Consider the following 23,826-nt stretch of genomic DNA (forward strand, 5'->3'; position numbering starts at 1 on the left):
CATAACGGGTGAGCAGGTCAGACGGCCTGCCCGGCGGGCCGCCCGGAAGCGACCGCACCACAAGTTGAGTGAACTTGACTCAATAGTGCCACGCGGTCGCCAATCCGCAAGTCGAGGTTGAGCCGACCCGGCGCAACCCGACCGTTACTACCGTCCGGTTGTCTTACCTTGCGTCGGTCGGGCACGCTTTAGCGGTGACGACGCATGGCGATTCCGCCACCCGTGCCGGCGCGCCCGCCGTCGCAGCCCGCACCGGAGCCACCAACGGCGCCGACCAGCCTGCTCACGGCGCCGACGGCCTGCCCGCCGCGCTCACCGGCCTGCGGGCGGCGATCAGTGCCGCCCGCTTTCCGCTCACCCTGCCCTCGGCCGAGCCGGCCCGGCACGCCGCGGCGAGCGTCACCGACCAGCTCGACGACTACCTGCTGCCCCGGCTGGCCCGGCTCGACGCCCCGCTCCTGGTGGTCGTCGGCGGCTCCACCGGCGCCGGCAAGTCGACGCTCGTCAACAGCCTGGTCAAGGCGCGGGTCAGCGCGGCCGGCGTGCTCCGCCCGACCACCCGCTCCCCGGTGCTGGTGTGCAGCCCGGCCGACGCCTCCTGGTTCCGGCAGGGCGAGCTGCTGCCCGGCCTGACCCGGACCACCGAACCGAGCGACCAGCCGGGCACCCTGCACCTGGTCACCGCCCCGGCGCTGCCGCCCGGCCTGGCCTTCCTGGACGCGCCCGACATCGACTCGGTGGTCGACGCCAACCGGGCGCTCGCCGGCCAACTGCTCGCCGCCGCCGACCTCTGGTTGTTCGTCACCACCGCCGCCCGCTACGCCGACGCCGTCCCCTGGGAACTGCTGCGCAGCGCCCGCGCCCGGGGCACCGCTGTGGCGATGGTGCTGGACCGGGTGCCCCCGGAGGCTGCCGACGAGATCGCCACCCATCTGTCCGAGATGCTCGCCGAGCAGGAACTGGGCGCCGCGCCGCTGTTCGTGCTGCCGGAGACCTGGGTGGACGGGCAGGGGCTGCTGCCGGACCGGATCACCGCACCGCTGAGCGACTGGTTCACCCGGCTGGCCGCCGACGCCGAGGCCCGCGCCGCCGTGGTCCGGCAGACGCTCGACGGCGCGCTCGCCGCGCTGCACCCGGTGGTGGAGGCGCTGGCCGAGGCCGCCGACGAGCAGGTCACCGCCGCCGACGCGCTGGACGAGCGGGTCCAGGCCGCGTACCGGGGCGCGGAGCGGAGCGTCGACCAAGGGCTCAAGGACGGGCGGCTGCTGCGCGGCGAGGTGCTGGCCCGCTGGCAGGAGTTCGTCGGCACCGGCGAGTTCTTCCGTGGCCTGGAGGCCCGCATCGGGCGGCTGCGCGACCGGGTGGTCGCCGCGGTCACCGGACGGCCGGCGCCCGCTGCGGAACTGCGTACCGCGATCGAGTCCCAGCTCGTCACGCTGCTGCGCGGAGTGACCGCCGAGGCGGCGGAGAACGCGTACACCAGTTGGAAGGCGCACCCGGCGGGCGCGGCGCTGCTGGAGCCGGACCTGGCCCACCCCTCGGCCGATCTGCCCGAGCGGGCCGAGCAGCTCGTCCGCGACTGGCAGCGCGGCGTGCTGGAGCTGGTGCGGGTCGAGGGCGGCGACCGGCGGTTCGTGGCCCGCACGGCCGCGTACGCGGTGAACGCCACCGGCCTCGTCGTCATGATCGGCGTCTTCGCCTCCACCGCGTTCATCCCGACGGGGCTGGAGGTCGCCGCGGGCACCGGCACCGCGGTGGCCGGGCAGACGGTGCTCCAGGCGATCTTCGGTGACCAGGCGGTCCGCAACCTGTCCCGCAAGGCCCGCGTCGACCTGCTCGACCGGGTCGGCAAGCTGCTGGCCGAGGAGGCCGCGCGCTACCTGACCCGCACCGAGGCCGAACGCCCGGCCGCGAACGCCGGTGCGGCGCTGCGCTGGGCGTCCGTCGAGGTCGAGCGGGCCCGGCACCGCAGTGGTCTGTTCCCGACCCCCGAGCAGGACGGTCGCCCGTGAGCGCGAGGAGCGAGCCGGTCCTGCGAGCCCCGCAGTCGCGAACAAGGACGTGCCCCGTGAGCGCGAGGAAGGCACCGTGAGCAACATCGTGGGACGGATGCGCGAGGCGATGCGGGGTGAGCAGCGGGTCGACCCGGACGTCCTGATCGAGCGGCTGACCGCGATCCAGCGGTTCCTCGGCGCGGTGGACGGCCACGTGCCCGACGCCCAGCTCGTCCCCGCCCACACGGTGGTCGAGCGCGCCGGTGACCGGCTCGCGCTGTCCGGCCGGCACACGGTGGTCGCGCTGGCCGGCGCGACCGGCAGCGGCAAGTCGAGCCTGTTCAACTCGCTGGCCCGGCTCGACCTCTCCCCGGTCGGCGTGCGCCGGCCCACCACCGGTGTCGCGCACGCCTGCGTATGGGGCCCGCTGGACGGCGCGGTCCGGCTGCTGGACTGGGTGGGGGTGCTGCCCCGGCACCGGTTCGTCCGGGAGAGCCCGCTCGACGGCGACGACGAGTCGGACCTGCACGGCCTCGTCCTGCTCGACCTGCCCGACTTCGACTCGGTGCAGCACGGCCACCGGTTGGAGGTCGACCGCCTGCTCGGCCTGGTCGACCTCGTGGTCTGGGTGGTCGACCCGCAGAAGTACGCCGACCGCGTGATCCACACCAGCTACCTGCGCGAGTTCCACAGGCACAAGGACGTCACGGTCGTGGTGCTCAACCAGGCCGACCGGCTGCACCCGACCGAGCTGCCCAAGGTCCTCGACGACCTGCGCCGGCTGCTCGACGCCGACGGGCTGGACGGGGTGCCGCTGCTGCCCACCGTCGCGGTGGACCCGAACGGGCTGGACGGGCTGCGGGCCGAGCTGGAGCGTACGGTCGCCGAGCGTCAGGCCGCGCTGCGCCGGCTCTCCGGTGACGTGGACGCCGTGGTGGCCGATCTCGAACCGCTGGTGGGGCCGGAGCCGCCGCGCACCCGGCCCGGTGACGCCTCGGCGCGGGAGCTGACCCGGGCACTCGCCGGCGCGGCCGGGGTGCCGACGGTGGCGGCGGCGGTGGAGGGCGCGTACCGCCACCGGGCGGTGAGCAACACCGGCTGGCCGCTGCTGCGGAGCTGGCGCAAACTGCGGCCGGATCCGCTGCGCCGCCTGCACCTGTCCGGGCGGGATCCGGACGCGCCGGGGGAGAGCCTGGTCGCGGCCACCTCCGTACCCGATCCGACAGCCGCGCAGCGCTCCGCCGTCACGCTGGCGATCCGCGCGGTGGCCGAGCGTTCCGGGGCCGGCCTGCCGGCGCCGTGGCCCGCCGCGGTGACCGCCGCGGCCCGGTCCCGGCAGGCCGACCTGCCGGGCGCGCTCGACCACGCGGTCGCGGCGACAGACCTGGGCATGGAGCGGCGGCCGGCCTGGTGGCGGGTGGTGGGCGTGCTCCAGTGGGTGGTCACCCTGGCCGCGCTGGCCGGCCTGGTCTGGCTGCTCCTCGGGTACGCGCTGCGCCTGCTCGGCCTGCCGCCGCTGGAGCACCCGACGCTCGGCGTGGTGCCGTGGCCGACCGTCCTGCTGCTCGGTGGCCTGCTGGCCGGGGCGCTGATCGCGGCGGTGACCCGGCCGGTGGTCGGGTGGGCGGCCCGGCGGGCCCGGGCGCGGGCCGAGCAACGCCTACTCACGTCGGTGGGCAGTGTCAGCGAGAAGTACGTGCTCGACCCGGCCTGGGCGGTGCTCGCGCGCTACGGCACGGCTCGGGACGCGCTGCGCGACGCCGGGCGGCGCTGAGCCCGGCGCGCTGACCGGTGTGAGGGCGGCGCGCGCGGCGTAGGGTCGACGCATGGCCACGCCACAGACCCCCTACGACGCGGTGCTGCACGCCGCGCGCGACGTGACGAGGCTCGACTCGGCCCTGGACGCGGAGATGCTCGGCGCCGCGTTGCTGGGCAGCGTCTACGCCGTCGCGGAGCACGACCGGGAGCAGGCCGTCCGCGAGTTCGTCAGCGGCTTCCTCGCCGCCACGTCCCGGCGCCGCAGCGCCGCCGCGACCACCCTGCGGGCCGTCTTCGCCGCCCTGGTGCCCGACGCCGAGGGCGCCGCCCGGGTCCGGCCCGGCGCGTACGCCCCGTCGTGGGTCGGCCAGCTCGGCCGGGTGCGCGTGACAGGCGCCTGGGCCTACGGCGACGTGTACGGCGACCAGACCTCCTACCTCGCCACGTTCGCGTACGACGACGAGGAGGAGGGCGGCCCGGAGCACGCCCTGGTGGCCCTCGTCGACCACAACATCGGCATCACCAAGGACGTCTTCGTCGGCGGTCCGGCCGGACGGATCGTCGAGCAGGCCCGGGAGATCTGCACCGAGGACGAGTTCACCTGGTTCCGCACCGAGGACCCGGCCCGGATGCACGCCGAGGTGAGCCGTCACCTGGCGGTCACCGACGACCTCGCCGAGCTGCCCGCGCAGGGCTCGCTCGCAACCGACCGGGCGCTGGTGGGCGCCCGGTTGGCCGCGCTACCGGGGCCGACGCCGCCGGCCGGTCCGGCGGTCGTGCCGCCGCCCACCGACGAGGAGCGCACCCGCCTGGTCCGGGCCTTCCTCGACTCGCCGGAGGCGACCCGGTTCGGCCTGCCCGAGGTGGCCGACGGCGAGCTGGCCTCGCTGCATTTCTGCCTGGGCCTGCTGCTCGACCACGCGGCCAGTTTCCCGGACGCCGACCCGATGCGGTGGAGCCCGATGGTCGCCGAGCTGTTCCTGCTCGACTGGGTGCACCGCCGGGCCGTGCTGGACATGGACGACGCGGCGATGCTCCCCCGGGTGCTGCGCGCCTGGGCGGCGTACGCGGCCCGCCAGCGCGGGCTGTCGCAGCCGGCCGCCGCCCGGACGGACGAGGCGATCACCGAGATGGTCCCGGAGTTCGCCCGGCTCTACAGCACCGGCGAGCGGCGCAGCCCGGCCACCGCGGCGGTGGCCCAGCTGATGGCGGACGGGGTGGACCCGGACGACCCGGAGGCGCTGAACGCCTGGATCGAGGCGAACCGTCACCGCCTCACCGACGACCCGGCCTAGGGCGTGTCCTGCCGATCTTGTAGCGCTGGGTCGTTGACGATGTGCCGGTGGTGCGTCGTGGTGAACTGACTGACGAGGCGTGGGCGGTGATCGCGCCGCTGTTGCCGGAGCCTGGTGGTGCGCGGGGGCGGTGGCGGGATCACCGTCAGGTCATCAACGGGATCCTGTGGAAGCTGCGTACGGGCGCGCCGTGGCGTGACCTGCCAGAACGCTTCGGGCCGTGGAAGACCTGCCACGAGCGGCTGCGCCGCTGGACCGCTGACGGGACATGGGATCGGATCCTGGCCACAGCGCAGGTTCACGACGACGGCACACCTGTGCAATGGACGATCAGCATCGACTCGTCGATCGTGCGGGCGCACCAGCATGCCGCTGGCGCCCGCAAAAAGGGGGCTCCCCGACAAGTCCGACGACGCCTGGTGCGCAAGATGGCGAGGCCATCGGCCGATCCCGCGGCGGACTGAGCACGAAGATCCACCTCGCCGTCGACGGACGCGGACGGCCGCTGTCGATCCTGCTCACCCCCGGCCAAGCCGGCGACAACCCGCAGCTCCTGGCGCTGCTGGACGCGATCCGCGTCAACGAGCCCGGGCCGGGTCGGCCCCGCAAGCGACCGGAGGTGCTGATCGCGGACAAGGGCTATGCGCATGACTCGACCCGGCGAGCCCTGCGACAACGCGGGATCCGGCACGTCATCCCGGAACGCAGCGACCAGATCGCTCGCCGGGCCGCCAAGGGCGGCCACGGCGGGCGACCACCGGCCTTCGACAAGGTGATCTACAAGAAGCGCAACGTCGTGGAACGCTGCTTCAACCGGCTCAAGCAGTGGCGTGACCTGGCCACCCGCTACGCCAAACGCGCGTCCCTCTACCAGGCCAGCCTGGTCCTCATCGCGGCCATCATCTGGCTTCCATGACAGACAGGACAGGCCTTAGGCGGTAGCGCCCCGGCGTGCCGGCGCTCCCTCGGGGTCTTCGCTGGATGACGTCGGCTCGGCGGTGGAGTTCGACGGCGAGGTGGCCGGCGGTTCGGACGGATCCGACGGGCCGGACGGCTCGGACGAGCTCTCCGAGGGCGTCGGCTCGACGGTCGTGACGGACGGCTCCGGTCTGGGGCTGGGGCTCGGGCTCGGGCTCGGCGTCCGGCTGGGCCCGGGCGTACCCGGATGCGACGGCGACGGCGACGGCACCGGCGACGGGCGCGGCGGGCGTACCGGGGTGGGCCGGACCGGCGTGGACGGCGGCGGGGGTACGGCGACCGGGCGGGACCGGCGCCGGCCGCCGAGGTCACTGTCGTCGGGCAGGGCCGGTGCCGCCGGGAGCACCGGCAGGAACGGCCGCGCCGGGGGCACCGAGGTCACGTCGACGGCGGGCATGGGCGTGGACGGCACCGGGGCCTGGGTGCCGTGCGGCATCGGGATGACCACCGGTCCGATGGAGGGCGTCGGCAGGAACGGGGTGCTGGTGTCGGGGAGCGCGCTGTTGCCGACGGTGGCCGACCCGGTGCTGATCGCGGCGAGGATCGGCATCGACGCGGTGCCGGCGAGCAGCGCCACGGTGAGCAGGTAGCCGCGGCGGGGACCGCCGGTTCCGGGGGCGCGGTGCACGCCGACGATCGGGCGGTACGGCGAGGCGGGCAGCACCCGGTGCCGGCCGAGGAGAGGCGTACCGGGTGGACCCTCTGGTTCGGACACCGGCACACTCCTCACGCGCGGACGGGACGGGAGAGCGCGCGGATTAGGACAAATGCCGCGCTAGGGCTCGCCGTCAGCTTGACCCAGTGACGCTCAGTTCACCAGCCGCAACCGCGTGTCGACACACATTTTGTACGTCGGGCGCTCTCACCACTGCGGACAAAACCGCCGATCCGTCGTCAACCCGACCGAACCTCACCTGCGAGGGAGGCCATACTGTGGGCCCGCTCACCTCCTCTGCAATCATTCAGACATGACGGCAACGCAGCCGACACCTCCGCGTACCCCGCGGCTGGTGCGGAACGGTGCCGGCGCTCCCGGGCCAGGGTCCGTCCCCCGACCGACTCCGGCTCACGCCGCGCGGCAACCCCTACCGGGGTGAGGCGCGGTCGCCAGGGACCGACCCGGCACCAGCCGGGCGGCGCACGAGGTGCTCGGCTCGGGTCACCCCCGGCGCCGGCGCAGACAGACAGGGAGAGACGGATGGCAAAGGGCGACCCCGGGGCCGCCACCCGCAGCAAGCGGGCCGCACCCCGCACCAGACGCGCCGCCGCGCCCGGTGAACCAGAACTCGTACAGCTGCTGACCCCCGAGGGTGAGCGGATCGAGACCGCGCTCGGCCCGGACGGGACCGAGTACCGCGTCGACTTCACCGACGAGGAGTACCGCGGGCTCTACCGCGACCTCGTCCTGGTCCGCAAGCTGGACGCCGAGGCCACCGCCCTCCAGCGTCAGGGTGAGCTGGGCCTGTGGGCCAGCCTGCTGGGCCAGGAGGCCGCGCAGGTCGGCTCCGGCCGGGCGCTGCGTACGCAGGACATGGCCTTCCCGACCTACCGCGAGCACGGCGTGCTCTACTGCCGCGGCATCGACCCGATCATGCCGCTGGGCCTGTTCCGCGGCGTCGACCAGGGCGGCTGGGACCCGAACGAGTTCAAGTTCAACATGTACACGATCGTCATCGGGGCGCAGACCCTGCACGCGACCGGGTACGCCATGGGTGTCGCCATGGACGGCAAGACCGGCGGCGAGGACGGCGAGGCGGTCATCGCCTACTTCGGCGACGGCGCCACCAGCCAGGGCGACGTCAACGAGTCGTTCGTCTGGGCCAGCGTCTTCAACGCGCCGCTGGTGTTCTTCTGCCAGAACAACCAGTACGCCATCTCCCAGCCGCTGGAGCGGCAGACCCGCGTGCCGCTGTACCGGCGGGCCGGCGGTTTCGGCTTCCCCGGCGTCCGGGTGGACGGCAACGACGTGCTCGCGTCGTACGCGGTGACCCGGCACGCGCTGGACAACGCGCGCAACGGCCAGGGCCCGAGCCTGATCGAGGCGTACACCTATCGGATGGGCGCGCACACCACCTCCGACGACCCGACCCGCTACCGCATCGCCAGCGAGGTCGAGGCGTGGCAGGCCAAGGACCCGATCGCCCGGATGAAGGCGTTCCTGACCAAGCAGAAGATCGCCGACGAGTCGTTCTTCACCGAGGTCGACGAGCAGGCCCGCACCGAGTCGGTGCACCTGCGCGAGCGCGTGCTCGCGATGCCCGACCCGCAGCCGGTGACCATGTTCGACCACGTCTACCCCAACGGCTCTCCCGAGCTCGACGAGCAGCGGGCCCGGTTCACGCAGTACATGGAGTCCTTCGAGGGGAGCGCGCACTGATGGCCACGGAGACGCTCACCCTCGGCAAGGCACTGAACACCGGTCTGCGGCGGGCCCTGGAGAGCGACCCCAAGGTCGTCATCATGGGCGAGGACGTCGGCAAGCTCGGCGGCGTGTTCCGGATCACCGACGGCCTCCAGAAGGACTTCGGCGACCAGCGCGTGATCGACACCCCGCTGGCCGAGTCCGGCATCATCGGCACCGCTGTCGGCCTGGCCATCCGCGGTTTCCGGCCGGTCTGCGAGATCCAGTTCGACGGCTTCGTCTACCCCGCGTACGACCAGATCGTGTCGCAGGTGGCGAAGATGCACTACCGCTCGCAGGGCAAGGTGCGGATCCCGATGGTCATCCGTATCCCGTTCGGCGGCGGCATCGGCGCCGTCGAGCACCACTCCGAGTCGCCGGAGGCGTACTTCGCGCACACCGCCGGTCTCAAGGTGGTGAGCTGCGCGAACCCGCAGGACGCGTACGTGATGATCCAGCAGGCGATCGCGTCGGACGACCCGATCGTGTTCCTGGAGCCGAAGCGGCGCTACTGGGAGAAGGGTCCGGTGGACCTGGAGGCGCCGATCGCCGACGCGTACCCGCTGCACTCGGCCCGGGTCGCGCGGCCCGGCACCGACGCGACGGTGCTCGCGTACGGCCCGATGGTCCGCACCGCGCTGGACGCGGCCACCGCCGCCGCCGAGGACGGCCGGGAGCTGGAGGTCATCGACCTGCGCACGATCTCACCGCTGGACCTGACCGCCGCGTACGAGTCGGTGCGGCGCACCGGCCGCTGCGTGGTCGTGCACGAGGCCCCGGGCAACCTGGGTCTCGGGTCGGAGATCGCGGCCCGGATCACCGAGGAGTGCTTCTACTCCCTGGAGTCCCCGGTTCTGCGGGTGACCGGCTTCGACACCCCCTACCCGGCCGCCCGGGTGGAGGAGGAGTACCTGCCCGACCTGGACCGGGTGCTCGACGCCGTCGACCGCACCTTCGGCTGGTGAGCGGCATGTCCCGGATCAAGGAGTTCAACCTTCCCGACCTGGGCGAGGGCCTGACCGAGGGTGAGATCCTCGCCTGGCTGGTCAAGGTCGGCGACGACATCGAGCTGAACCAGCCGATCGTCGAGGTGGAGACCGCCAAGGCGGCGGTCGAGATCCCGGCGAAGTGGGCCGGACGGGTGCAGGCGATCTTCCACCCGGAGGGGTCCACCGTCGAGGTCGGCGTGCCGATCATCGCGATCGACACCGACCCCGGCGCCGGGCCGATCGCGGAGTCGACGACTGCCACCCCGACGTCGGAGCTGCCCACCCCGTCGGCCGCGTCGCTGGCGGCGGTCCAGGTCGCGCCCGCCGAGGGCATGGTCGAGCCGGGCCTGATCGGTGGTGTGGCCCCGGGTGGGCGTACCGCGGTGCTGGTCGGCTACGGGCCGCGCAACGCCCCGGCCAAGCGCCGCCTGCGCAAGGCCGACGCGCCGGCCCAGCCCGCGCCGGTGGCCGCCGCCCCGGTTCAGCCCGCCGCCCCCGCACCGGTGGCGCCCGCGCCGGCGGTGAACGGCAACGGGCGGGTCGCCGTGCCGGTGCTGGCCAAGCCGCCGGTCCGCAAGCTGGCGAAGGATCTCGGCATCGACCTGGCCACGCTGACCGGCTCGGGTCCGCTCGGCTCGATCACCCGCGAGGACCTACAGCGGGCGGCGAGCGCGACCCCGGCGGCCGAGCCGCTGGCGGTCCCGGCACCGGCCGCGTCGGCCGCGAGCTTCGGCGCGGACCGCGAGCAGCGCATCCCGGTCAAGGGGGTACGCAAGCTCACCGCGGAGAACATGGCCCGCTCGGCGTTCACCGCCCCGCACGTCACGGAGTTCCTGACCGTCGACGTGACCCGGGCGATGAAGGCGCTGGACCGGCTCCGCGACCGGCGCGAGTGGCGGGACGTACGGGTCTCGCCGCTGCTGCTGGTCGCCAAGGCGGTGCTGCTGGCGGTCAAGCGGCACCCGATGGTCAACTCGACCTGGGCCGGCGACGAGATCGTGGTGAAGGAGTACGTCAACCTCGGCATCGCGGCGGCCACCGAGCGCGGTCTGATCGTGCCGAACATCAAGGACGCCGGGCGGCTCTCGCTGCGCGAGCTGGCGGACGCGATGACGGATCTGGTGCAGACCGCGAAGTCGGGCAGGACGTCCCCGTCGGACATGTCCGGCGGCACGCTCACCATCACCAACGTCGGCGTCTTCGGCGTCGACACCGGTACGCCGATCCTGCCCCCGGGCGAGTCGGCGATCCTCGCCTTCGGCGCGGTACGCGAGCAGCCGTGGGTGCACAAGGGCAAGGTCAAGCCGCGCCTGGTGACCACACTGGGGCTGTCCTTCGATCACCGGATCATCGACGGTGAGCTGGGCTCGAAGTTCCTCCGCGACATCGGGGACTTCCTGGCCGACCCGGAGGCGGCGCTGCTCGCCTGGACCTGACGTACCACCGCTCCGGTCACGGCCGGTGTGCCAATGGGTGAACCGCCCGGCACACCGGCCGTGGCCGTTTGCGGGAAAGGAATCGTAGGGTCCCAGCCCTGTGGATCTACGATCCTTAGGTAAGTGGTTCAGCTCACCTAACAATCGATGGCAACCGGCCGCCCGGTGCGCTTAAATAGAGACATCAAGGGGCTGACAACCGAATAGCCAGGAGGAGAGACCCGAGATGAGCATGATCGAGCGAATCCGCACCCGCCGCGACGCCAACCGCCGCGCCCGCGCCATCGAGCACGCGCTGCGTTCCGCCAACTCGCCCGCGGTCCGCGAGGAGCTTCTCGCCATCGCCCAGCGTCACCTGAGCTGACGCCACAGACCTTTCTCACCTCCTCCAGTCCGAAGACCCGCCCGGCACCGGGCGGGTCTTCGGCGTACCGGTCTCGGTCGGCACCGGGATTCCACCTCGCTCCACCGCCCGGTACGGTTGGCACGGTCGCCAACCGGCTGACTCCGGACGAACGAGAGACAGCGAAACCCATCGACGTCGTCCGGTGACATTCGGTGACCGCTGATGCTCCCCCGAGCGGCCTCGGGCGACCACCGGATACGGTGCGGGGAGCCCGCACGGCCGGTACCCGCCGGCGACGCCGGCAGCCATGCCGACGGTTCCCCGACCGGCATCGGCGGCCGACCTGTGATGGAGGAGGCGCACCCATGACGTCCGAGGCTCCGCACCGCCCCGGCCAGGAGCCGGGCGAGGTGTCGCCGGGCACCGGCGGACCGGTGCCGTACGGCGATCAGCCGGCGCAGCAGGACAACGGGTACAACGGCGCGCCCGACCTCGGCTGGGCACCGCCCCCGCCGGCCGGTCGGCCCGCGCAGCCGGCCCCGGCCTGGGCCGCGAACGACGACCAGCCACCCGCGTGGGCCCCACCCGCGGGCCAATCGGTGACCGGGCGGGCGACCGCCCAGGTCCCGCAGCCCGCCTGGGGCGGCAACGACCAGGGCGATCCCGCCTGGGCCGGCTCCGGCAGCCCCGCCTGGGGCAACCAGGAGCAGCCCGGACCGGACCGCGCCGCCGAACCGTCGCCGCCCGCCTGGGCCACCACGCCGCCGGGCAGCCCGGCCGAGCCGGCGCAGGCCCCCTGGGCCGCCGAGCAGAACCGTCCCGGCCGGGGCTCCGGCGAGCAGCCGGGCTGGTCGCCCTCAGGTGACCAGCCCGCCCGCGGCACCGGTTACGTGCCCGCCCCGGCCACCGTGCCGAACGAGACCTGGGTCACGCCCGCCCCGGCGGACGACCCGCACCGCTCCGGCGGCTTCGCGCCCACGGGCCGGCAGCACGACGACGCTCCCGGCCGCGCCGCCGGCTGGGCCGCCGCGCCGCCGCCGGACGACCCGAACCGCTCCGGCGGCTGGAACCCGCGCGACGAGCAGCCCGCCGCGTCCGACGACCCGAACCGCTCGGGCGGCTGGAATCCGCGGGAGAGCCAGCCGGCCTGGGCACCGGGTCAGCAGACCGGCGCCACCTGGCCGCCGGCCGACCCGCCCGCCCGGGCCGCCGCCGCGGTCTCGGTGCCCGGCGCCGCCCGCCCGGACAACGCCTGGTCCGCCGCCGAGCAGTCCGATCAGGACGGCCGCTCGCCGGAGGACAGCGGCGGCTGGCGGCAGTCGGGTGCGCCGCACGACGAGGGACACCGCCCCGGCGGCTGGCCCGCCCCGCAGGCGGAGAACCGGTCCGGCGGCTGGGACGAGCCGGCCCGCAACGAGGACCCGGACCGTTCCGGCGGCTGGGCCGCCGGGCGGGCCGCGAACCCGGCCGAGGCGGCGCAGCCGGGCGGTTGGGAGCCGGACCAGAGCCGGCAGGCCGGCGGCTGGAACGACGCCCCCGCCGTACCGCAGCAGCGTGACTCCGGTGAGCAGGCCGGCGCCTGGGGTGGCGCGGCCGCCGTACCGCAGCAGCACGAGAGCGGGCGTCCGGCGGACGAACCGGCGCAGCCCGCCTGGGGCGCCGCCGCGCCGGCCGAGGCCCGCGCGAGCGTGCCCGCACCGTCTCCCGACGCGCCCTCCGGCTGGGGCGGCAACCAGGACGAGCGTCCGGCCGCACCGTCGCCCGAGCCGTGGTCGCCGGCCGAGGCGTGGGGCCGGTCCGAGGACTCCGCTCCGGCCTACCAGCCCGCCCCCGCGCCGGGCATCTCCCCCGGCAACGCGGTGCCGTTGCCGGCGCAGCAGCAGCGGGTGCCGGGCGCCGCGCTGGCCGCTGCGCCGCCCGCCAACCGCCCGGGCACCGAACCCCAGGGGTACGAGCCGGAGCGCGGCGACGGCGCCCGGGGCGCGCACCGCCCGGAGGAGCCGCAGCCGCCTGCCGTTCCCACGCCGCGTACCTCCCCGGAGGGCGGCCCGGTCTCGGCGAGCGCGTCGGTCCCGGTGGCCAGCCGGGTCACCCCGCCGTCCGACCAGCCGCTGCCGACCAGCGCCCCGACGCCGCAGCCCCGGGTGTACGGCCGGCCCGCCCGTCCGGAGCCCGAGGACGCCCGCGAACCCGAAGAGGCCGGGTACCCCGGCCAGGACGGGCCGCACGGCACCGGCTTCCCCGGTCCGGGCCGGCAGGCGCGGTCCGAGGACGCCGACGGCCCGCACGGGTACGCCGGAGCGTCCTCCTCGCCGGCCGCGCCGCCGTCCTTCCCGGTCGGTGTGCCGTCCTTCGTGGACCCGCCCGGCAACACCCGTCCCGCCAACGGCGTGCACCCGGGCGACGAGCAGCCCGACGCGGCACATGACCCGTACGGCGGTCCGCAGAGCCCGTACGGCGGCCAGGACGCGTACGGTGCCCCGGGCGGCCGGGCGGACGCGTACGGCACCCCGGGCGGTCGGCCGGACGCGTACGGCACCCCCGGCGGTCAGGACGCGTACGGCACCCCGGGCGGCCGGCCGGATCCGTTCGACGGGCCGGCCGGGCAGCAGTCCCCGTTCGGCAGCCCGGCCGGGCGACCCGAGCCGTTCGGCGGGCCGGCTGCGTTCGGTGGGCCGGCCGGTCAGCAGGCGCCGCTCGGCGAGCCGGACCGGTTCGGCCCGTCGGCCGGGGGACGCGCCTCGGTAGCGGTGCCCGGCCAGGGCCCGGCCGGTGGGATGAACGCCTTCCCGTCGCCCCAGCAGGCCCCTCCGGCCTGGGCGCAGGACGCTTCCGGCGGCGAGCAGGAGCAGGGCCGCTTCGACTCGTTCAAGCCGGACGCCGAGTCGCAGACCGAGGCGCCCCCGCCCAAGGTGCGCAACGGCCGGGTGCTCGCCGCGGTGCTGATCGCGGCGGTGCTCATTCTCGCCGTGCCGCTGGGTCTGCTGACGCTGCTCGGCAAGGTCGGCGACGACAAGTCGGCGGGCTTCGACCCGGCGGTCGGTTCCTGCGTGAAGCAGACCGGCACGAGCGCGGCAGCGGCCGACTGCGGCGAGCCGGGCGCGTTCAGTGTGGTGTCGAAGGTGGACAACAAGGACAAGTGCGCCGACCTGTCCCAGCCGACGGTCTCGGTGGAGAGCGGCGGGACCACCCGGGTGCTCTGCCTGAAGCCGGCCGGCCAGTAACCGCACGTACGCGGAGCGTCCATCCCTCGCCGGGGTGGGCGCTCCGCGCCGTTCCGGGTGTGCGTCTGTTCACGCCGCGACCGCCGGGAACGCGCCGCGCCGGTGCGGCACGATGGGGGGCATGAGCGCACGCGTACGGGCACCGGAACTGCGGGGTCGGGCCTGGCTGAACACCGGCGGCAAGGCCGTCACGCTGGCCGATCTGCGCGGCAGGATCGTCCTGCTCGACTTCTGGAAATCCTAGAAGAAGCTTGCAACTCAGCGCCGAGGGCCTTAACGTCCTCGGCATGTCCCATCACGAACACCTCGCCGACCTGTACCTACGCCTATCCCTTGACCGCGAGGGAAAGACCGCCATCGAACGCCAGGAGGCCGACTGCCGGGCCTGGTGTGAGCGCAACGGGTTGGAAGTTCGCACCGTTCATATTGACCGGGGCCGGTCCGGTTACAAGTCGGTAGACCGCGCTGGGTTCGACGCCGCCATATCCGCCCTGACGACCAGCACCGTCGGGACCCTGGTCGTCTGGAAGGTCGACCGCCTGTCTCGGCGCGGTATGGGCCAGGTCGGACAGGTCTTGGACCAGGTCGAGAAGGTCGGCGGGCGAATCGTCTTCGTCCAGGACGGTCTAGACACCACGCAGCAACAGTCGCTTCTAGTTCTGGCGTTGCTGTCCGAGGTCGCCCGGAGCGAGTCAGCGAACATCGGTCTTCGCGTCGCCTCGGCGAAGGCTCACCTTCGCAACCTCGGTCGCTGGATCGGCGGACAGCCGCCGTACGGCCTGGCGGTCGCCGAGGACGGGAAGTTAGATCATGACCCGCGCACCGCGCCCATCGCCCGGGAGATCGCCGACCGCGCCCTGTCCGGTGAACCCCTGGTCCGTATCGCCCGCGACCTGAACGCCCGAGAGATCCCCGCAACCCGAGGCGGAAAATGGGGCGTCGGGTCCCTGTCGGTCCTGCTCAAGTCCCCCGCGTTCGCCGGGCTACTGCCCGAGACCGTGAAGCGTGACGGCAAGTACACCGGGAAGGTCGTCCCCTGGCGGGACCCGGAGACTGGCGAGACCGTCGAGATTGGCCGGGGCATCATCACGCCCGCCGAACAACTACAGATCACCCGCGCCCTAGAAGCCCGCACCGTCGCCGAGCCGACCGGCCGGGCCCGGGGCGTCCGTGCTCAGACTTCGCACCTCCTGACCGGCTTCCTTCGGTGCGGTTCGTGCGGGCGTCGTATGTCCGCCGCCGGTCAGTCGTACGTCTGCCAGGGTCGCCGCCTCGGCCACCCGTGCCCGGCGCACGTCACGGCGATGATCGCCGCCGTAGACCGCGCCGTGGTCGATTCCTTTATTAGCCGCCTGGCCGCGACCGAACCTGGCGATCCGTTGCTAGACGCCGTGGCGGAACGATGGGTGGCCCGGCACGACCCGGACGTGATCCGCGAACGGGCGACCATCACGACCGCTCTGGAGGACGCGAACGCCTCCCTGGTCGACCTGGAGGACGCCCGGTATCTGCGCGGCGAGTTTGTCGGCCCCGAGGCCGTGAAGCGCTGGGAGCGCCTACACGAACGCCTGACCGCCCGCGTCGCCGGGCTGCGTCGCAACCTGGCCGACTTCCCGTTGCCCGAGGCCGATATTTCGCCGCTCCTCGACCCGGTACAGGCCCGCGAAGCATGGGACGTCGCCACCGTCGCCGACCGACGCGACCTCCTCGGTCTGGCCCTGAACGCCGTAACCGTCGCCCCCGCGAATGGCCGCCGGGGCGTGCGATTCGACCCAGCAGCGCGCCTCCGGTTCACGTGGGCCGACGAACCGGCCCCTGCGTCCTTGGACGCCTAACAGATTTCACCCGCTAACCAATAAAGGCGGGCCCCGGAAAGGCGACTGCAACGCCTCCGAGGCCCTAGACGGAAACGGAGCTTCCGCCATGACCCACAACCCTACCCACCTCCGCGCCTACCTCGCCGGTTCCGCCCTCGCCGCCGCCGACCTCGGCCGGGCCCTGGCGCCCTCGTCGCCGCCGGCTACCTGGTTACCTCGGCGACGGACGCCGACCCCGCCGACGCCGCGGGCCTGGTCGCCGACGTCGCCGCCGACATGGACGCCGCCCGCACGGCTGACGTTGTGGTGATCCTGCCCGGGGCTGAGGACTCCCCCGAGGCCGTCTACGCCGCCCTGTTCGGCGTCCCGGTCCTGTCCCTCGGCGACGCCTTGGCGGTGACCCGGTGAACGCCCGCCGCTTCGCTTCCCTCGCTGGCACGGTCGCCGTGACCGTCATCGCCGCCGTTGCCTCCTACGACCACATGCGCGAGCTGGCCGAGCGCGCCGGACAGCCGCCGCTACTGGCCTCCCTGCTGCCGCTCTCTGTCGACGGGATGATCCTCGTGGCGACGCTGGCCCTGGGCGACGGTCGCCGGTCTCGCTGGTCGGCGTGGCTCGCCTTCGTCCTCGGCGTGGCTGCCTCGCTAGCCGCGAACGTGATCGTCGCCCCGCCGGACGCCACCGCCCGGGTCGTCTCGGCGTGGCCCGCCGTGGCGCTGCTACTGACCGTCGAGGTCCTGGCCCGTTCCGGGCGCGCGCCCGAGCTGGCCGAGGCGGTCACCCTGCCCCCGCCCGCCGTCGAGGCACCGACGCCCGCGCCTCGCCCGCGTCCGCCCGTCGTCCCGCCCGGCGCCCGGACGTTGCCGCTGGTCGCCGCTGTCGGCACGCCGCCCGCCGCGCCTGACCCGGCGGCGGCACCGCCCACGACCGCCGTCAGGGTGGCCGCCGTGCTCGCCGAGACGCCCGACGCGACGCCCGCTCAGGTCGCCGCACGCCTGGGCGTGAGCGAGCGCACCGCCCGCCGTTACCTGCCTGCCGACAAGGTGCCGCCAGCGGGCCGACGTACCGCCCGCACGCCGTCACTGGCGAGCGCCTGACCGCCCGCCGGGGTCGGCCGGATCGTTCCGGTCGGCCCCGGTTAGCGGCGACCAGTCCGCTTGATCAGGAACCAGACCAGGCCCCCGATAAGCGCGGCGGACGTGACGAGACAGCACAGCGTGGCGATGTGCCACGGCTTGAGAGCACCCATGCCGCGCACCGTACCCGGGGCCCGCTACGACCGATCACGCCGAGGAGTTCCCATGCCCTACCGCCCAATGCCCATGGACGCCGCCTGGCCGCCGCCTGGCCCTGTCCCGCGCCGCCTCGACGCCGACTCGGTTCTGATCCGGCGCGTCCGCCTGACCGCCGCCGGTCGAGCTGGCCGGTTACGAGGTCGTCCGGTGCGGCGATCCGGCGTACCCGTCGTGGGCGGCGTACGTCGACCGGCGGCGCTCAACGGACCAGTAGAGCGAGGAGCGCCGTCACGGCGCCGAGGAGACCGGCCAAGGCGCCCAGGACGGCAGGGGCCGTCCGAAGGTATTCGAGGATGATCGCGTGCCGGCCGCTCACGGCGGCGCCGGTCTGCTCTTCGGTCGTCACGACGGCGACGGTACGGGGCGGGAGCGCCGCTGTCCTCAGCGCTCGAAGCGCTGTAGCTCTATCCCAGGTGAGCGGGCACGCTGCGCCCGTGGGGCTCGGTGCGTGCCTGTGCGTGTCCATGCCAGACAGTGCAGTTGATCTAGCCGTTCGGCCGACGCCTCGACTCATCCCTTCGCCGTGCAGATGGTGCCTATTCGGGCGCGCTTAACGCTGTAGCTGATCAGCCCAAATCGACCCGTCCGGTTCACCACCGTCGGGAAGCCCTACCGGTCCTTCGACGCCGCGCCCGACTTCTGAGGGAGAGGGTCGCTGCGCGAGAGCGCCGAGCTGGCCTACCTGAAGTTCGTCAGCGTTCTACGGTCGCCGCTGACCACGGCGACCGCCCCTCCTGGATTGGACCCGCCGTGATTGACGTTGACCGTCTGACCCCGCGCCCGTGCGAAGCGCCGGGCTGCCCGAACACCTTCACCCCGCGCCCGTCCGGACCCGTCGGCCGCCGGCACGTTGGATTGGTTCGCTGACTGGCGGAACTCTCCGCAAGCGGCGATCTTCGAGCGCACGGACTGGCGTCGACTGGGCGTGCTTGCTCTCGTCTATGAAGCCATCCTGAAACGTCCATCGGCCGCGCTGTTGGCCGAGCTGCGGATGAATGAAGAGCGTCTAGGGGCGACCGTGGTCGACCGGCAGCGCGCCCGCATGGTCATAGAGCACGCGGAGGACGACGACTTACCCGAGGGTGTTTCATCCCTGGCCGATCGGCGCGCCGCGCTACGGGAGCGGCTTGAAGCGACCCGCGCGACCGGCCCCGACCCGATCAGCGACCGCGAGCGCTTCGGCTTCTAGGGGCAACCTCAGGCGTCCGGACGGCCCGGACCCCGGTCCTACCTACGGCCGGGCCGCCCTGGGCCGTCGGCGGCCGTCTCTCGACCCCCGCACAGGCACGGCGAGCATGAAGCGCGCGTAGAGATCCGCCACCGGCACCGCCGGGAGATCGTCCACGGCGGTCACGAAGAGACCCGCGAGGTAGGTCGCCGTCGCCCAGGCGTCGCCGACCGCCAGGGTCGCCCGCGCTTCCGGACACGGGTACGGCTGTTTACACGCCTCGCAGTTCCAGGCCGGGCGTTGCGGCCGGTGCAGGCTCACCAGCGCCGCCCCGCGTTCGCGCGGTACGCCTGGCCTCATGTCAACCAGGGGGACCGGCCGGGCTGCGGGTAGGCGTCCGTCGCCTCGTCCGCCCACGCCGGGCGGGGTGCTGGCTCGGCGGGCGGCGGCACTCGGCGACGGTCAGGACACGCCCGCCAGAGCAGGCCGCAGACGCACCGCCACCGCCCCGTACCACGCGAGGAAGTCCGCCACGGGACACTTGGTGGCATCGATCGTCCATACGAGCGGGATCGCCGATCTCGGACCCGTGCAGCTACGGCGGAGGACTGGCGTCGGCTAGAAAGCTTCCTCGGCCGCGATCTCGGCCAGGCGCCGCGCTTCTGGGTCGTCAAACTCGCCCATCGTGAAGCGGACATCGGCGGGGGTTCCGCGGCGTCGCGGCTCGCGGGTCACGAAGACCCGGACGCCGGCCGTCCGAAGGATCTCGTTCCGCCCTTCCGGGTCCCGGTCCCACACCTGGCGGAAGGTCTCGCCGGTCGGGACGTCCTCCCAGCGGTCCGGCGTCTCGGGCAGCTCGGCGAGGCGCTTCGGGTGATCCTCGTGCTCGAGCGCCGAGAGGCCAACGAGGGCGGCGAGGGCCACCACCTCGGCCGCCTGCCGTTCGCCGCATCACGTTGACCGATCCCCCGCGCCGCCCTCGGCGACCCCGTGGGAGGGTTGCCGTATGGCTACCTCGCCCCGCGTACGAGCGCCCGAACTTCGCGGCCGAGCCTGGCTCAACACAGGCGGACGAAATCTGACATTGCGGGACCTTCGAGGTCGCTGCGTCATCCTAGATTTATGGACGTTCTGCTGCATCAACTGCCTGCACGTGCTCGACGAACTGCGTCCGCTCGAAGAGAAGTACGGCGACGTCCTGGTCGTGATCGGGGTGCACTCGCCGAAGTTCGAGCACGAGAAGGACCCGGCGGCGCTGGCTGCCGCGGTCGAGCGGTACGGCGTGCACCACCCGGTGCTCGACGACGCCGAGATGGACATGTGGCAGCAGTACGCGGCCAAGGCGTGGCCGACGCTCGCCGTGATCGACCCCGAGGGGTACGTGGTCGCCACCATGGCCGGCGAGGGACACGCCGAAGGGCTGGCCCGCCTGCTCGACGAGCTGATCGCTGCCCACGAGGCGAAGGGGACGCTGCACCGGGGTGAAGGGCCGTACGTGCCGCCGGCCGAGCCGGACACCGTCCTGCGGTTCCCCGGCAAGGCCGTACCGCTCGAAGGCGGGAACCTGCTGGTCAGCGACTCGGCCCGGCACTCGGTGGTCGAGCTGGCCGCCGACGGCGAGACAGTGGTCCGCCGCATCGGCGCCGGTTCCCGGGGCCGTACGGACGGCCCGCCCTCCGCCGCCACGTTCGCCGAGCCGCAGGGGCTGTGCCTGCTGCCGCCGCACGTGGCCGAGGTGGCCGGTTACGACCTGGTCGTCGCGGACACGGTCAATCACCTGCTGCGCGGCGTACGGCTGTCCTCCGGCGAGGTGGTCACGGTGGCCGGCACCGGGCGGCAGTGGCGCTCGACTGTCGACGACCACGCGCACGACGCCCGCGTGGTCGACCTGTCCTCCCCGTGGGACGTGGCCTGGTACGACGATCGGGTGATCGTCGCGATGGCCGGCATCCACCAGCTCTGGTGGTTCGACCCGATCAAGCGGACCGCCGGCATGTACGCCGGCACCACTGTCGAGGCGCTGCGCGACGGCCCGCTGCCGGACGTGTGGATGGCCCAGCCGTCCGGGTTGTCGGTGTCGGCCGACGGCAGCCGGCTCTGGATCGCGGACAGCGAGACCAGCTCGATCCGGTGGGTCTCCGGCGGCGTGATGCACACCGCCGTCGGACAGGGCCTGTTCGACTTCGGGCACGTGGACGGCCCGGCCGACCAGGCGTTGCTCCAGCACCCGCTGGGGGTGTGCGCACTGCCCGACGGTTCGGTGCTGATCGCCGACACGTACAACGGGGCGGTGCGCCGCTTCGACCCGGAGACGGGTCAGGTGGGCACCGTGGCGGACGGGCTGGCCGAGCCGAGCGACCTGGTGCTCACCGGCGAGGGCGACGTGCTGGTGGTCGAGTCGGCCGCGCACCGGCTGACCCGGCTGGCGCCGGGCGCGCTGACGTCGGCCGGGGCGAACACGGTGGACGGCCCCCGGCACCGGTTGGAGCGCAAGCCGACCGACGTGGCGGCCGGGGAGCTGGCCCTGGACGTGATCTTCACGCCGGCGCCGGGGCAGAAGCTGGACGAGACGTACGGGCCGTCGACCCGGCTGGTGGTCTCGGCGTCCCCGCCGGAGCTGCTGGTCGAGGGCGCGGGCACGACCACCGACCTGTCCCGCAGGCTGGTGCTCAGCGGCGACGTGGCGCAGGGGGTGCTCCAGGTGACGGCTCAGGCAGCGACCTGCGACGCCGACGTCGAGCACGCGGCCTGCCACCTGACGCGGCAGGACTGGGGCGTGCCGGTCCGGGTGGTCACCGGCGGCGCGAGCCGCGTGCCGCTGGTCCTGCGGGGTCTGGACGAGTCCTGACCGTCCCGTTCAGGCGAACGGGGTGGGGGTCACCCCGGCGTCGATGAGAGCGGCCCGCACCAGCTCCGCGCACCGCACCGCGCCGGGGGTGTCGCCGTGCAGGCAGATCGACTCGACCAGGGCGGGGATCACCGTCCCGTCGATCGCGACCAGCGTGCGCTCGACCGCCATCCGTACCGCCCGGACGGCCACCTGCTCCGGGTCGGTCACCAGCGCGTCCGGTGAGCTGCGCGGCACCAGCGCGCCGTTCGGCAGGTAGTTGCGGTCGGCGAAGCCTTCGGCCACCACCCGTAGGCCCGAGCCGGCCGCCAACTGGGCCAGCACGGTGCCGGGCTGGCAGAGCACCGGCAGCTCGTGGTCGTACCCGCTGATCGCCGCCACCAGCGCGGCGGCCTGCGATTCGTCGCGGGCCGCCGCGTGGTAGAGCGCGCCGTGCGGCTTGAGGTAGCGAACCCGGGTGCGGTACAGCCGGCAGAAGGCGTCGAGCGCCCCGAGCTGGTAGATCGTCTCGTCGCGCAGCTCGGCGAAGTCGTACGCGATGTGCCGCCGGCCGAAGCCGGCGAGGTCCCGGTACCCGACCTGCGCGCCCACCGCGACGCCGCGTTCGGCGGCGGCGGCGCACACCCGGTGCATGGTGGGCGCGTCACCGGCGTGGAAGCCGCAGGCGACGTTCGCGGAGCTGATCAGGTCGAGCAGCGCCTGGTCGTCGCCGAGCCGCCAGCTTCCGAATCCCTCGCCCAGGTCAGCGTTGAGGTCCATGGAACGTCACCGTAGTGCCTGGCCGGGCCTGGGCGAGCGGGGTCACGTCGTCCACCACCCCGATGACCGGGTACCCGCCGGTGGTGGGGTGGTCGGCCAGGAAGACCAGGGGCCGGCCGTCCGGCGGCACCTGCACCGCGCCGAGCACCAGGCCCTCGCTCGGCAGTTCGCCGGCGACCGCGCGGGGCAGCGCCGGACCGGCCAGCCGCGCGCCGACCCGGTTGCTGTCCGGGCTCACCGTGTACGCGGCACGGCACAGCAGGTCCAGCGCGTCAGCCGTGAACCAGTCCTGCCGGGGGCCCGGGCGCACGGCGAGCCGCGGTTCGTCCGGGAGCGGCCCGGTGACGGCGAGGTCGACGGGTGCGGGCGGACCGGCCGGGGTGCCGAGCGGCAGCCGGTCGCCGTCGCGCAGCGGTGGTGGTCCGAGGCCGGAGAGCGTGTCGGTGGCGCGGCTGCCGAGCACCGGCTCGACGGCGATCCCGCCGCTGACCGCCAACCACGTCCGTACCCCGGCGCGGGCCGGCCCGACGCGCAGCACCGCGCCCGCCGGCAGCGAGAGCGCGCGTCCCACGTCCCCCGGGCGCGGCTGTGTGTCCCCGGCCCGCCACTCGACGACCACGTCGGCCGGAGCGCCGGTGAGCGCGACAGCGATCGCCCGGGTCACCCGCAGTACGCAGCCGGTCATGGTGATCTCCAAGCCGGCGGCGCGTTCGTCGTTGCCCACCAGCCGGTTGGCCAGGCGCAGGGCGGCCGGGTCGAGGGCACCGGAACGAGGTACGCCGAGGTGCGCCCACCCGGGCCGGCCCTGGTCCTGAACGGTGGTGAGCACCCCGGCCCGCAGCACCTCGATCACGGCGCGTCGACCAGCCGGACGCGGGCGCCGGGGGTGAGCCGGGCCGGCGGGTGGGCGTGCACGTCGAACAGCGGCAGGTCGGTGCGACCGACCAGTAGCCAGCCACCGGGGGACGCGGTGGGGTAGATGCCCGCGTACGGGCCGGCGAGCGCCACCGAGCCGGCCGGCACCCGGGTACGCGGCGTGGCGAGCCGGGGCACCGCCAGCTCGGGCGGCAGCCCGGTCAGGTACGCGAACCCGGGCGCGAACCCGCAGAACGCGACCCGGAACTCGGTACGCCGGAGCCGGTCGACGACCGCCGGTACGTCGGCGTGCCAGTGTTCCGCGACCAGCGGAAGGTCCTCGCCGTCGTACACGACCGGCACCCGGACCTCGGCGGTGGCCGTGCCGGAGTCGGTGGTGCGGGGGCGCCAGCCGGCGATCCGGGCGGCGGCCGCCTCCGGGTCCGGTACGCCGTCGAGCAGCACGGTGGCCGCGCCGGGGACGATCTCGGTGGCGGTCAGCTCGCCCGCCTCGCGCCGGTGCCACAGCTCGGCCCGCCAGGCCTGTGCCTGGGCCGCGTCGTCACAGTCGAGGAGCAGGGCGTACGCCCCGACCGGCCGGATCCGCATCCGGTCATCCTGCCGTCGGGTGAGGTGACGGTCCACACTACTTGCAAGTAACCT

Annotated in this window: 21 protein-coding genes; 15 read left to right on the forward strand and 6 right to left on the reverse strand. The window is 73.9% G+C overall.

The features are described from left to right. Positions 1-194 precede the first annotated feature (194 nt). The 4 genes from ACFYON_RS17375 (at position 195) to ACFYON_RS17390 (ending at position 5,963) form a co-directional block, all read left to right on the forward strand. A complete protein-coding gene (locus ACFYON_RS17375) occupies positions 195-2,012 on the forward strand; it encodes an ABC transporter (RefSeq protein ID WP_354866234.1) in 1,818 nt (605 codons plus the stop codon). A 97-nt stretch (positions 2,013-2,109) separates the two neighbouring features. Beyond that, the gene (locus ACFYON_RS17380) at positions 2,110-3,768 is read left to right on the forward strand and encodes a GTPase (protein WP_354866764.1); all 1,659 of its coding nucleotides are present in this window, start codon (positions 2,110-2,112) and stop codon (positions 3,766-3,768) included. Between the two features lie 52 nt (positions 3,769-3,820). Next, positions 3,821-5,047: a hypothetical protein gene (locus tag ACFYON_RS17385; RefSeq protein ID WP_354866236.1), complete on the forward strand. Its 1,227-nt coding sequence runs from the start codon at positions 3,821-3,823 to the stop codon at positions 5,045-5,047. Between the two features lie 50 nt (positions 5,048-5,097). Beyond that, positions 5,098-5,963, forward strand: a protein-coding gene (locus ACFYON_RS17390) for an IS5 family transposase (protein ID WP_354866766.1) whose coding sequence is annotated in 2 segments (ribosomal slippage) — positions 5,098-5,431 and positions 5,431-5,963 — 867 coding nt in all. Because the reading frame shifts where the segments join, the coding sequence is not laid out codon by codon here. A 15-nt stretch (positions 5,964-5,978) separates the two neighbouring features. Here ACFYON_RS17390 and ACFYON_RS17395 read toward each other — a convergent pair. Next, on the reverse strand, positions 5,979-6,740 hold the full coding sequence (locus ACFYON_RS17395; protein WP_354866237.1) for a hypothetical protein: 762 nt from the start codon (positions 6,738-6,740) through the stop codon (positions 5,979-5,981). 483 nt (positions 6,741-7,223) lie between these two features. Between ACFYON_RS17395 and pdhA the strand changes: the two genes are divergently transcribed. The 9 genes from pdhA to ACFYON_RS17440 all read left to right on the forward strand — a co-directional run bounded on the left by pdhA (position 7,224) and on the right by ACFYON_RS17440 (position 17,335). Next, complete coding sequence (pdhA, locus tag ACFYON_RS17400; RefSeq protein ID WP_354866239.1) at positions 7,224-8,402, forward strand: pyruvate dehydrogenase (acetyl-transferring) E1 component subunit alpha; 1,179 nt, start codon at positions 7,224-7,226, stop codon at positions 8,400-8,402. Continuing rightward, on the forward strand, positions 8,402-9,391 hold the full coding sequence (locus ACFYON_RS17405; protein WP_354866241.1) for an alpha-ketoacid dehydrogenase subunit beta: 990 nt from the start codon (positions 8,402-8,404) through the stop codon (positions 9,389-9,391). The genes pdhA and ACFYON_RS17405 overlap by 1 nt, the downstream gene beginning before the upstream one ends. A 5-nt stretch (positions 9,392-9,396) precedes the next feature. Next, on the forward strand, positions 9,397-10,851 hold the full coding sequence (locus ACFYON_RS17410; protein WP_354866768.1) for a dihydrolipoamide acetyltransferase family protein: 1,455 nt from the start codon (positions 9,397-9,399) through the stop codon (positions 10,849-10,851). A gap of 226 nt (positions 10,852-11,077) precedes the next feature. Then, on the forward strand, positions 11,078-11,215 hold the full coding sequence (locus tag ACFYON_RS17415; RefSeq protein WP_176730560.1) for a hypothetical protein: 138 nt from the start codon (positions 11,078-11,080) through the stop codon (positions 11,213-11,215). Between the two features lie 347 nt (positions 11,216-11,562). Next, on the forward strand, positions 11,563-14,421 hold the full coding sequence (locus ACFYON_RS17420) for a hypothetical protein (protein ID WP_354866244.1): 2,859 nt from the start codon (positions 11,563-11,565) through the stop codon (positions 14,419-14,421). A gap of 121 nt (positions 14,422-14,542) precedes the next feature. Further along, complete coding sequence (locus ACFYON_RS17425) at positions 14,543-14,665, forward strand: hypothetical protein (protein ID WP_355093886.1); 123 nt, start codon at positions 14,543-14,545, stop codon at positions 14,663-14,665. Between the two features lie 43 nt (positions 14,666-14,708). Continuing rightward, entirely contained in the window at positions 14,709-16,256 is a 1,548-nt protein-coding gene (locus ACFYON_RS17430; RefSeq protein WP_355093888.1) for a recombinase family protein, read from the forward strand. Between the two features lie 258 nt (positions 16,257-16,514). Beyond that, positions 16,515-16,646 carry a hypothetical protein gene (locus ACFYON_RS17435; protein ID WP_355093890.1) on the forward strand — a complete coding sequence of 44 codons (132 nt, stop codon included), beginning with the start codon at positions 16,515-16,517 and terminating at the stop codon, positions 16,644-16,646. Beyond that, the gene (locus ACFYON_RS17440; protein WP_355093892.1) at positions 16,643-17,335 is read left to right on the forward strand and encodes a DUF2637 domain-containing protein; all 693 of its coding nucleotides are present in this window, start codon (positions 16,643-16,645) and stop codon (positions 17,333-17,335) included. The genes ACFYON_RS17435 and ACFYON_RS17440 overlap by 4 nt, the downstream gene beginning before the upstream one ends. Positions 17,336-17,732: 397 nt before the next feature. On the opposite strand, the gene ACFYON_RS17445 is transcribed toward ACFYON_RS17440, so the two are convergent. Then, positions 17,733-17,879 (reverse strand): hypothetical protein, encoded by a 147-nt coding sequence (locus tag ACFYON_RS17445; RefSeq protein WP_355093894.1) that lies wholly within the window; start codon positions 17,877-17,879, stop codon positions 17,733-17,735. A 579-nt stretch (positions 17,880-18,458) separates the two neighbouring features. On the opposite strand from ACFYON_RS17445, the gene ACFYON_RS17450 reads away from it, so the two are divergent. Next, positions 18,459-18,722, forward strand: a complete 264-nt coding sequence (locus tag ACFYON_RS17450; RefSeq protein ID WP_357708115.1) for a hypothetical protein — start codon at positions 18,459-18,461, stop codon at positions 18,720-18,722. 597 nt (positions 18,723-19,319) lie between these two features. Here ACFYON_RS17450 and ACFYON_RS17455 read toward each other — a convergent pair. Further along, positions 19,320-19,628 carry a hypothetical protein gene (locus ACFYON_RS17455; RefSeq protein ID WP_355093898.1) on the reverse strand — a complete coding sequence of 103 codons (309 nt, stop codon included), beginning with the start codon at positions 19,626-19,628 and terminating at the stop codon, positions 19,320-19,322. 79 nt (positions 19,629-19,707) lie between these two features. Between ACFYON_RS17455 and ACFYON_RS17460 the strand changes: the two genes are divergently transcribed. Continuing rightward, positions 19,708-21,549, forward strand: coding sequence for an NHL domain-containing thioredoxin family protein (locus ACFYON_RS17460; RefSeq protein ID WP_355093900.1), 1,842 nt, complete (start codon positions 19,708-19,710; stop codon positions 21,547-21,549). A gap of 9 nt (positions 21,550-21,558) precedes the next feature. Here ACFYON_RS17460 and ACFYON_RS17465 read toward each other — a convergent pair whose 3' ends face one another. Genes ACFYON_RS17465 through ACFYON_RS17475 form a run of 3 tightly spaced genes read right to left on the reverse strand, consistent with a single transcriptional unit; the run spans position 21,559 to position 23,772 of the window. Beyond that, complete coding sequence (locus ACFYON_RS17465) at positions 21,559-22,308, reverse strand: 5-oxoprolinase subunit PxpA (RefSeq protein WP_357708118.1); 750 nt, start codon at positions 22,306-22,308, stop codon at positions 21,559-21,561. Beyond that, a complete protein-coding gene (locus tag ACFYON_RS17470) occupies positions 22,292-23,161 on the reverse strand; it encodes a biotin-dependent carboxyltransferase family protein (RefSeq protein ID WP_354866250.1) in 870 nt (289 codons plus the stop codon). Before ACFYON_RS17470 ends, ACFYON_RS17465 begins: the two co-directional genes overlap by 17 nt. Next, positions 23,158-23,772, reverse strand: coding sequence for an allophanate hydrolase subunit 1 (locus ACFYON_RS17475; RefSeq protein WP_354866252.1), 615 nt, complete (start codon positions 23,770-23,772; stop codon positions 23,158-23,160). Before ACFYON_RS17475 ends, ACFYON_RS17470 begins: the two co-directional genes overlap by 4 nt. Positions 23,773-23,826 lie beyond the last annotated feature (54 nt).

The sequence above is a fragment of the Micromonospora sp. NPDC005686 genome, assembly GCF_042871665.1.
GTDB lineage: Bacteria > Actinomycetota > Actinomycetes > Mycobacteriales > Micromonosporaceae > Micromonospora.

What these genes read in the sequence shown, in the direction of transcription:
- ACFYON_RS17380 (WP_354866764.1), top strand. Translation starts at nt 2,110, where the DNA reads ATGCGCGAGGCGATGCGGGGTGAGCAGCGGGTCGACCCGGACGTCCTG.
- ACFYON_RS17385 (WP_354866236.1), top strand. Translation starts at nt 3,821, where the DNA reads ATGGCCACGCCACAGACCCCCTACGACGCGGTGCTGCACGCCGCGCGC.
- pdhA (WP_354866239.1), top strand. Translation starts at nt 7,224, where the DNA reads ATGGCAAAGGGCGACCCCGGGGCCGCCACCCGCAGCAAGCGGGCCGCA.
- ACFYON_RS17405 (WP_354866241.1), top strand. Translation starts at nt 8,402, where the DNA reads ATGGCCACGGAGACGCTCACCCTCGGCAAGGCACTGAACACCGGTCTG.
- ACFYON_RS17410 (WP_354866768.1), top strand. Translation starts at nt 9,397, where the DNA reads ATGTCCCGGATCAAGGAGTTCAACCTTCCCGACCTGGGCGAGGGCCTG.
- ACFYON_RS17415 (WP_176730560.1), top strand. Translation starts at nt 11,078, where the DNA reads ATGAGCATGATCGAGCGAATCCGCACCCGCCGCGACGCCAACCGCCGC.
- ACFYON_RS17420 (WP_354866244.1), top strand. Translation starts at nt 11,563, where the DNA reads ATGACGTCCGAGGCTCCGCACCGCCCCGGCCAGGAGCCGGGCGAGGTG.
- ACFYON_RS17425 (WP_355093886.1), top strand. Translation starts at nt 14,543, where the DNA reads ATGAGCGCACGCGTACGGGCACCGGAACTGCGGGGTCGGGCCTGGCTG.
- ACFYON_RS17430 (WP_355093888.1), top strand. Translation starts at nt 14,709, where the DNA reads ATGTCCCATCACGAACACCTCGCCGACCTGTACCTACGCCTATCCCTT.
- ACFYON_RS17435 (WP_355093890.1), top strand. Translation starts at nt 16,515, where the DNA reads ATGGACGCCGCCCGCACGGCTGACGTTGTGGTGATCCTGCCCGGGGCT.
- ACFYON_RS17460 (WP_355093900.1), top strand. Translation starts at nt 19,708, where the DNA reads ATGGCTACCTCGCCCCGCGTACGAGCGCCCGAACTTCGCGGCCGAGCC.
- ACFYON_RS17465 (WP_357708118.1), bottom strand. Translation starts at nt 22,308, where the DNA reads ATGGACCTCAACGCTGACCTGGGCGAGGGATTCGGAAGCTGGCGGCTC.
- ACFYON_RS17475 (WP_354866252.1), bottom strand. Translation starts at nt 23,772, where the DNA reads ATGCGGATCCGGCCGGTCGGGGCGTACGCCCTGCTCCTCGACTGTGAC.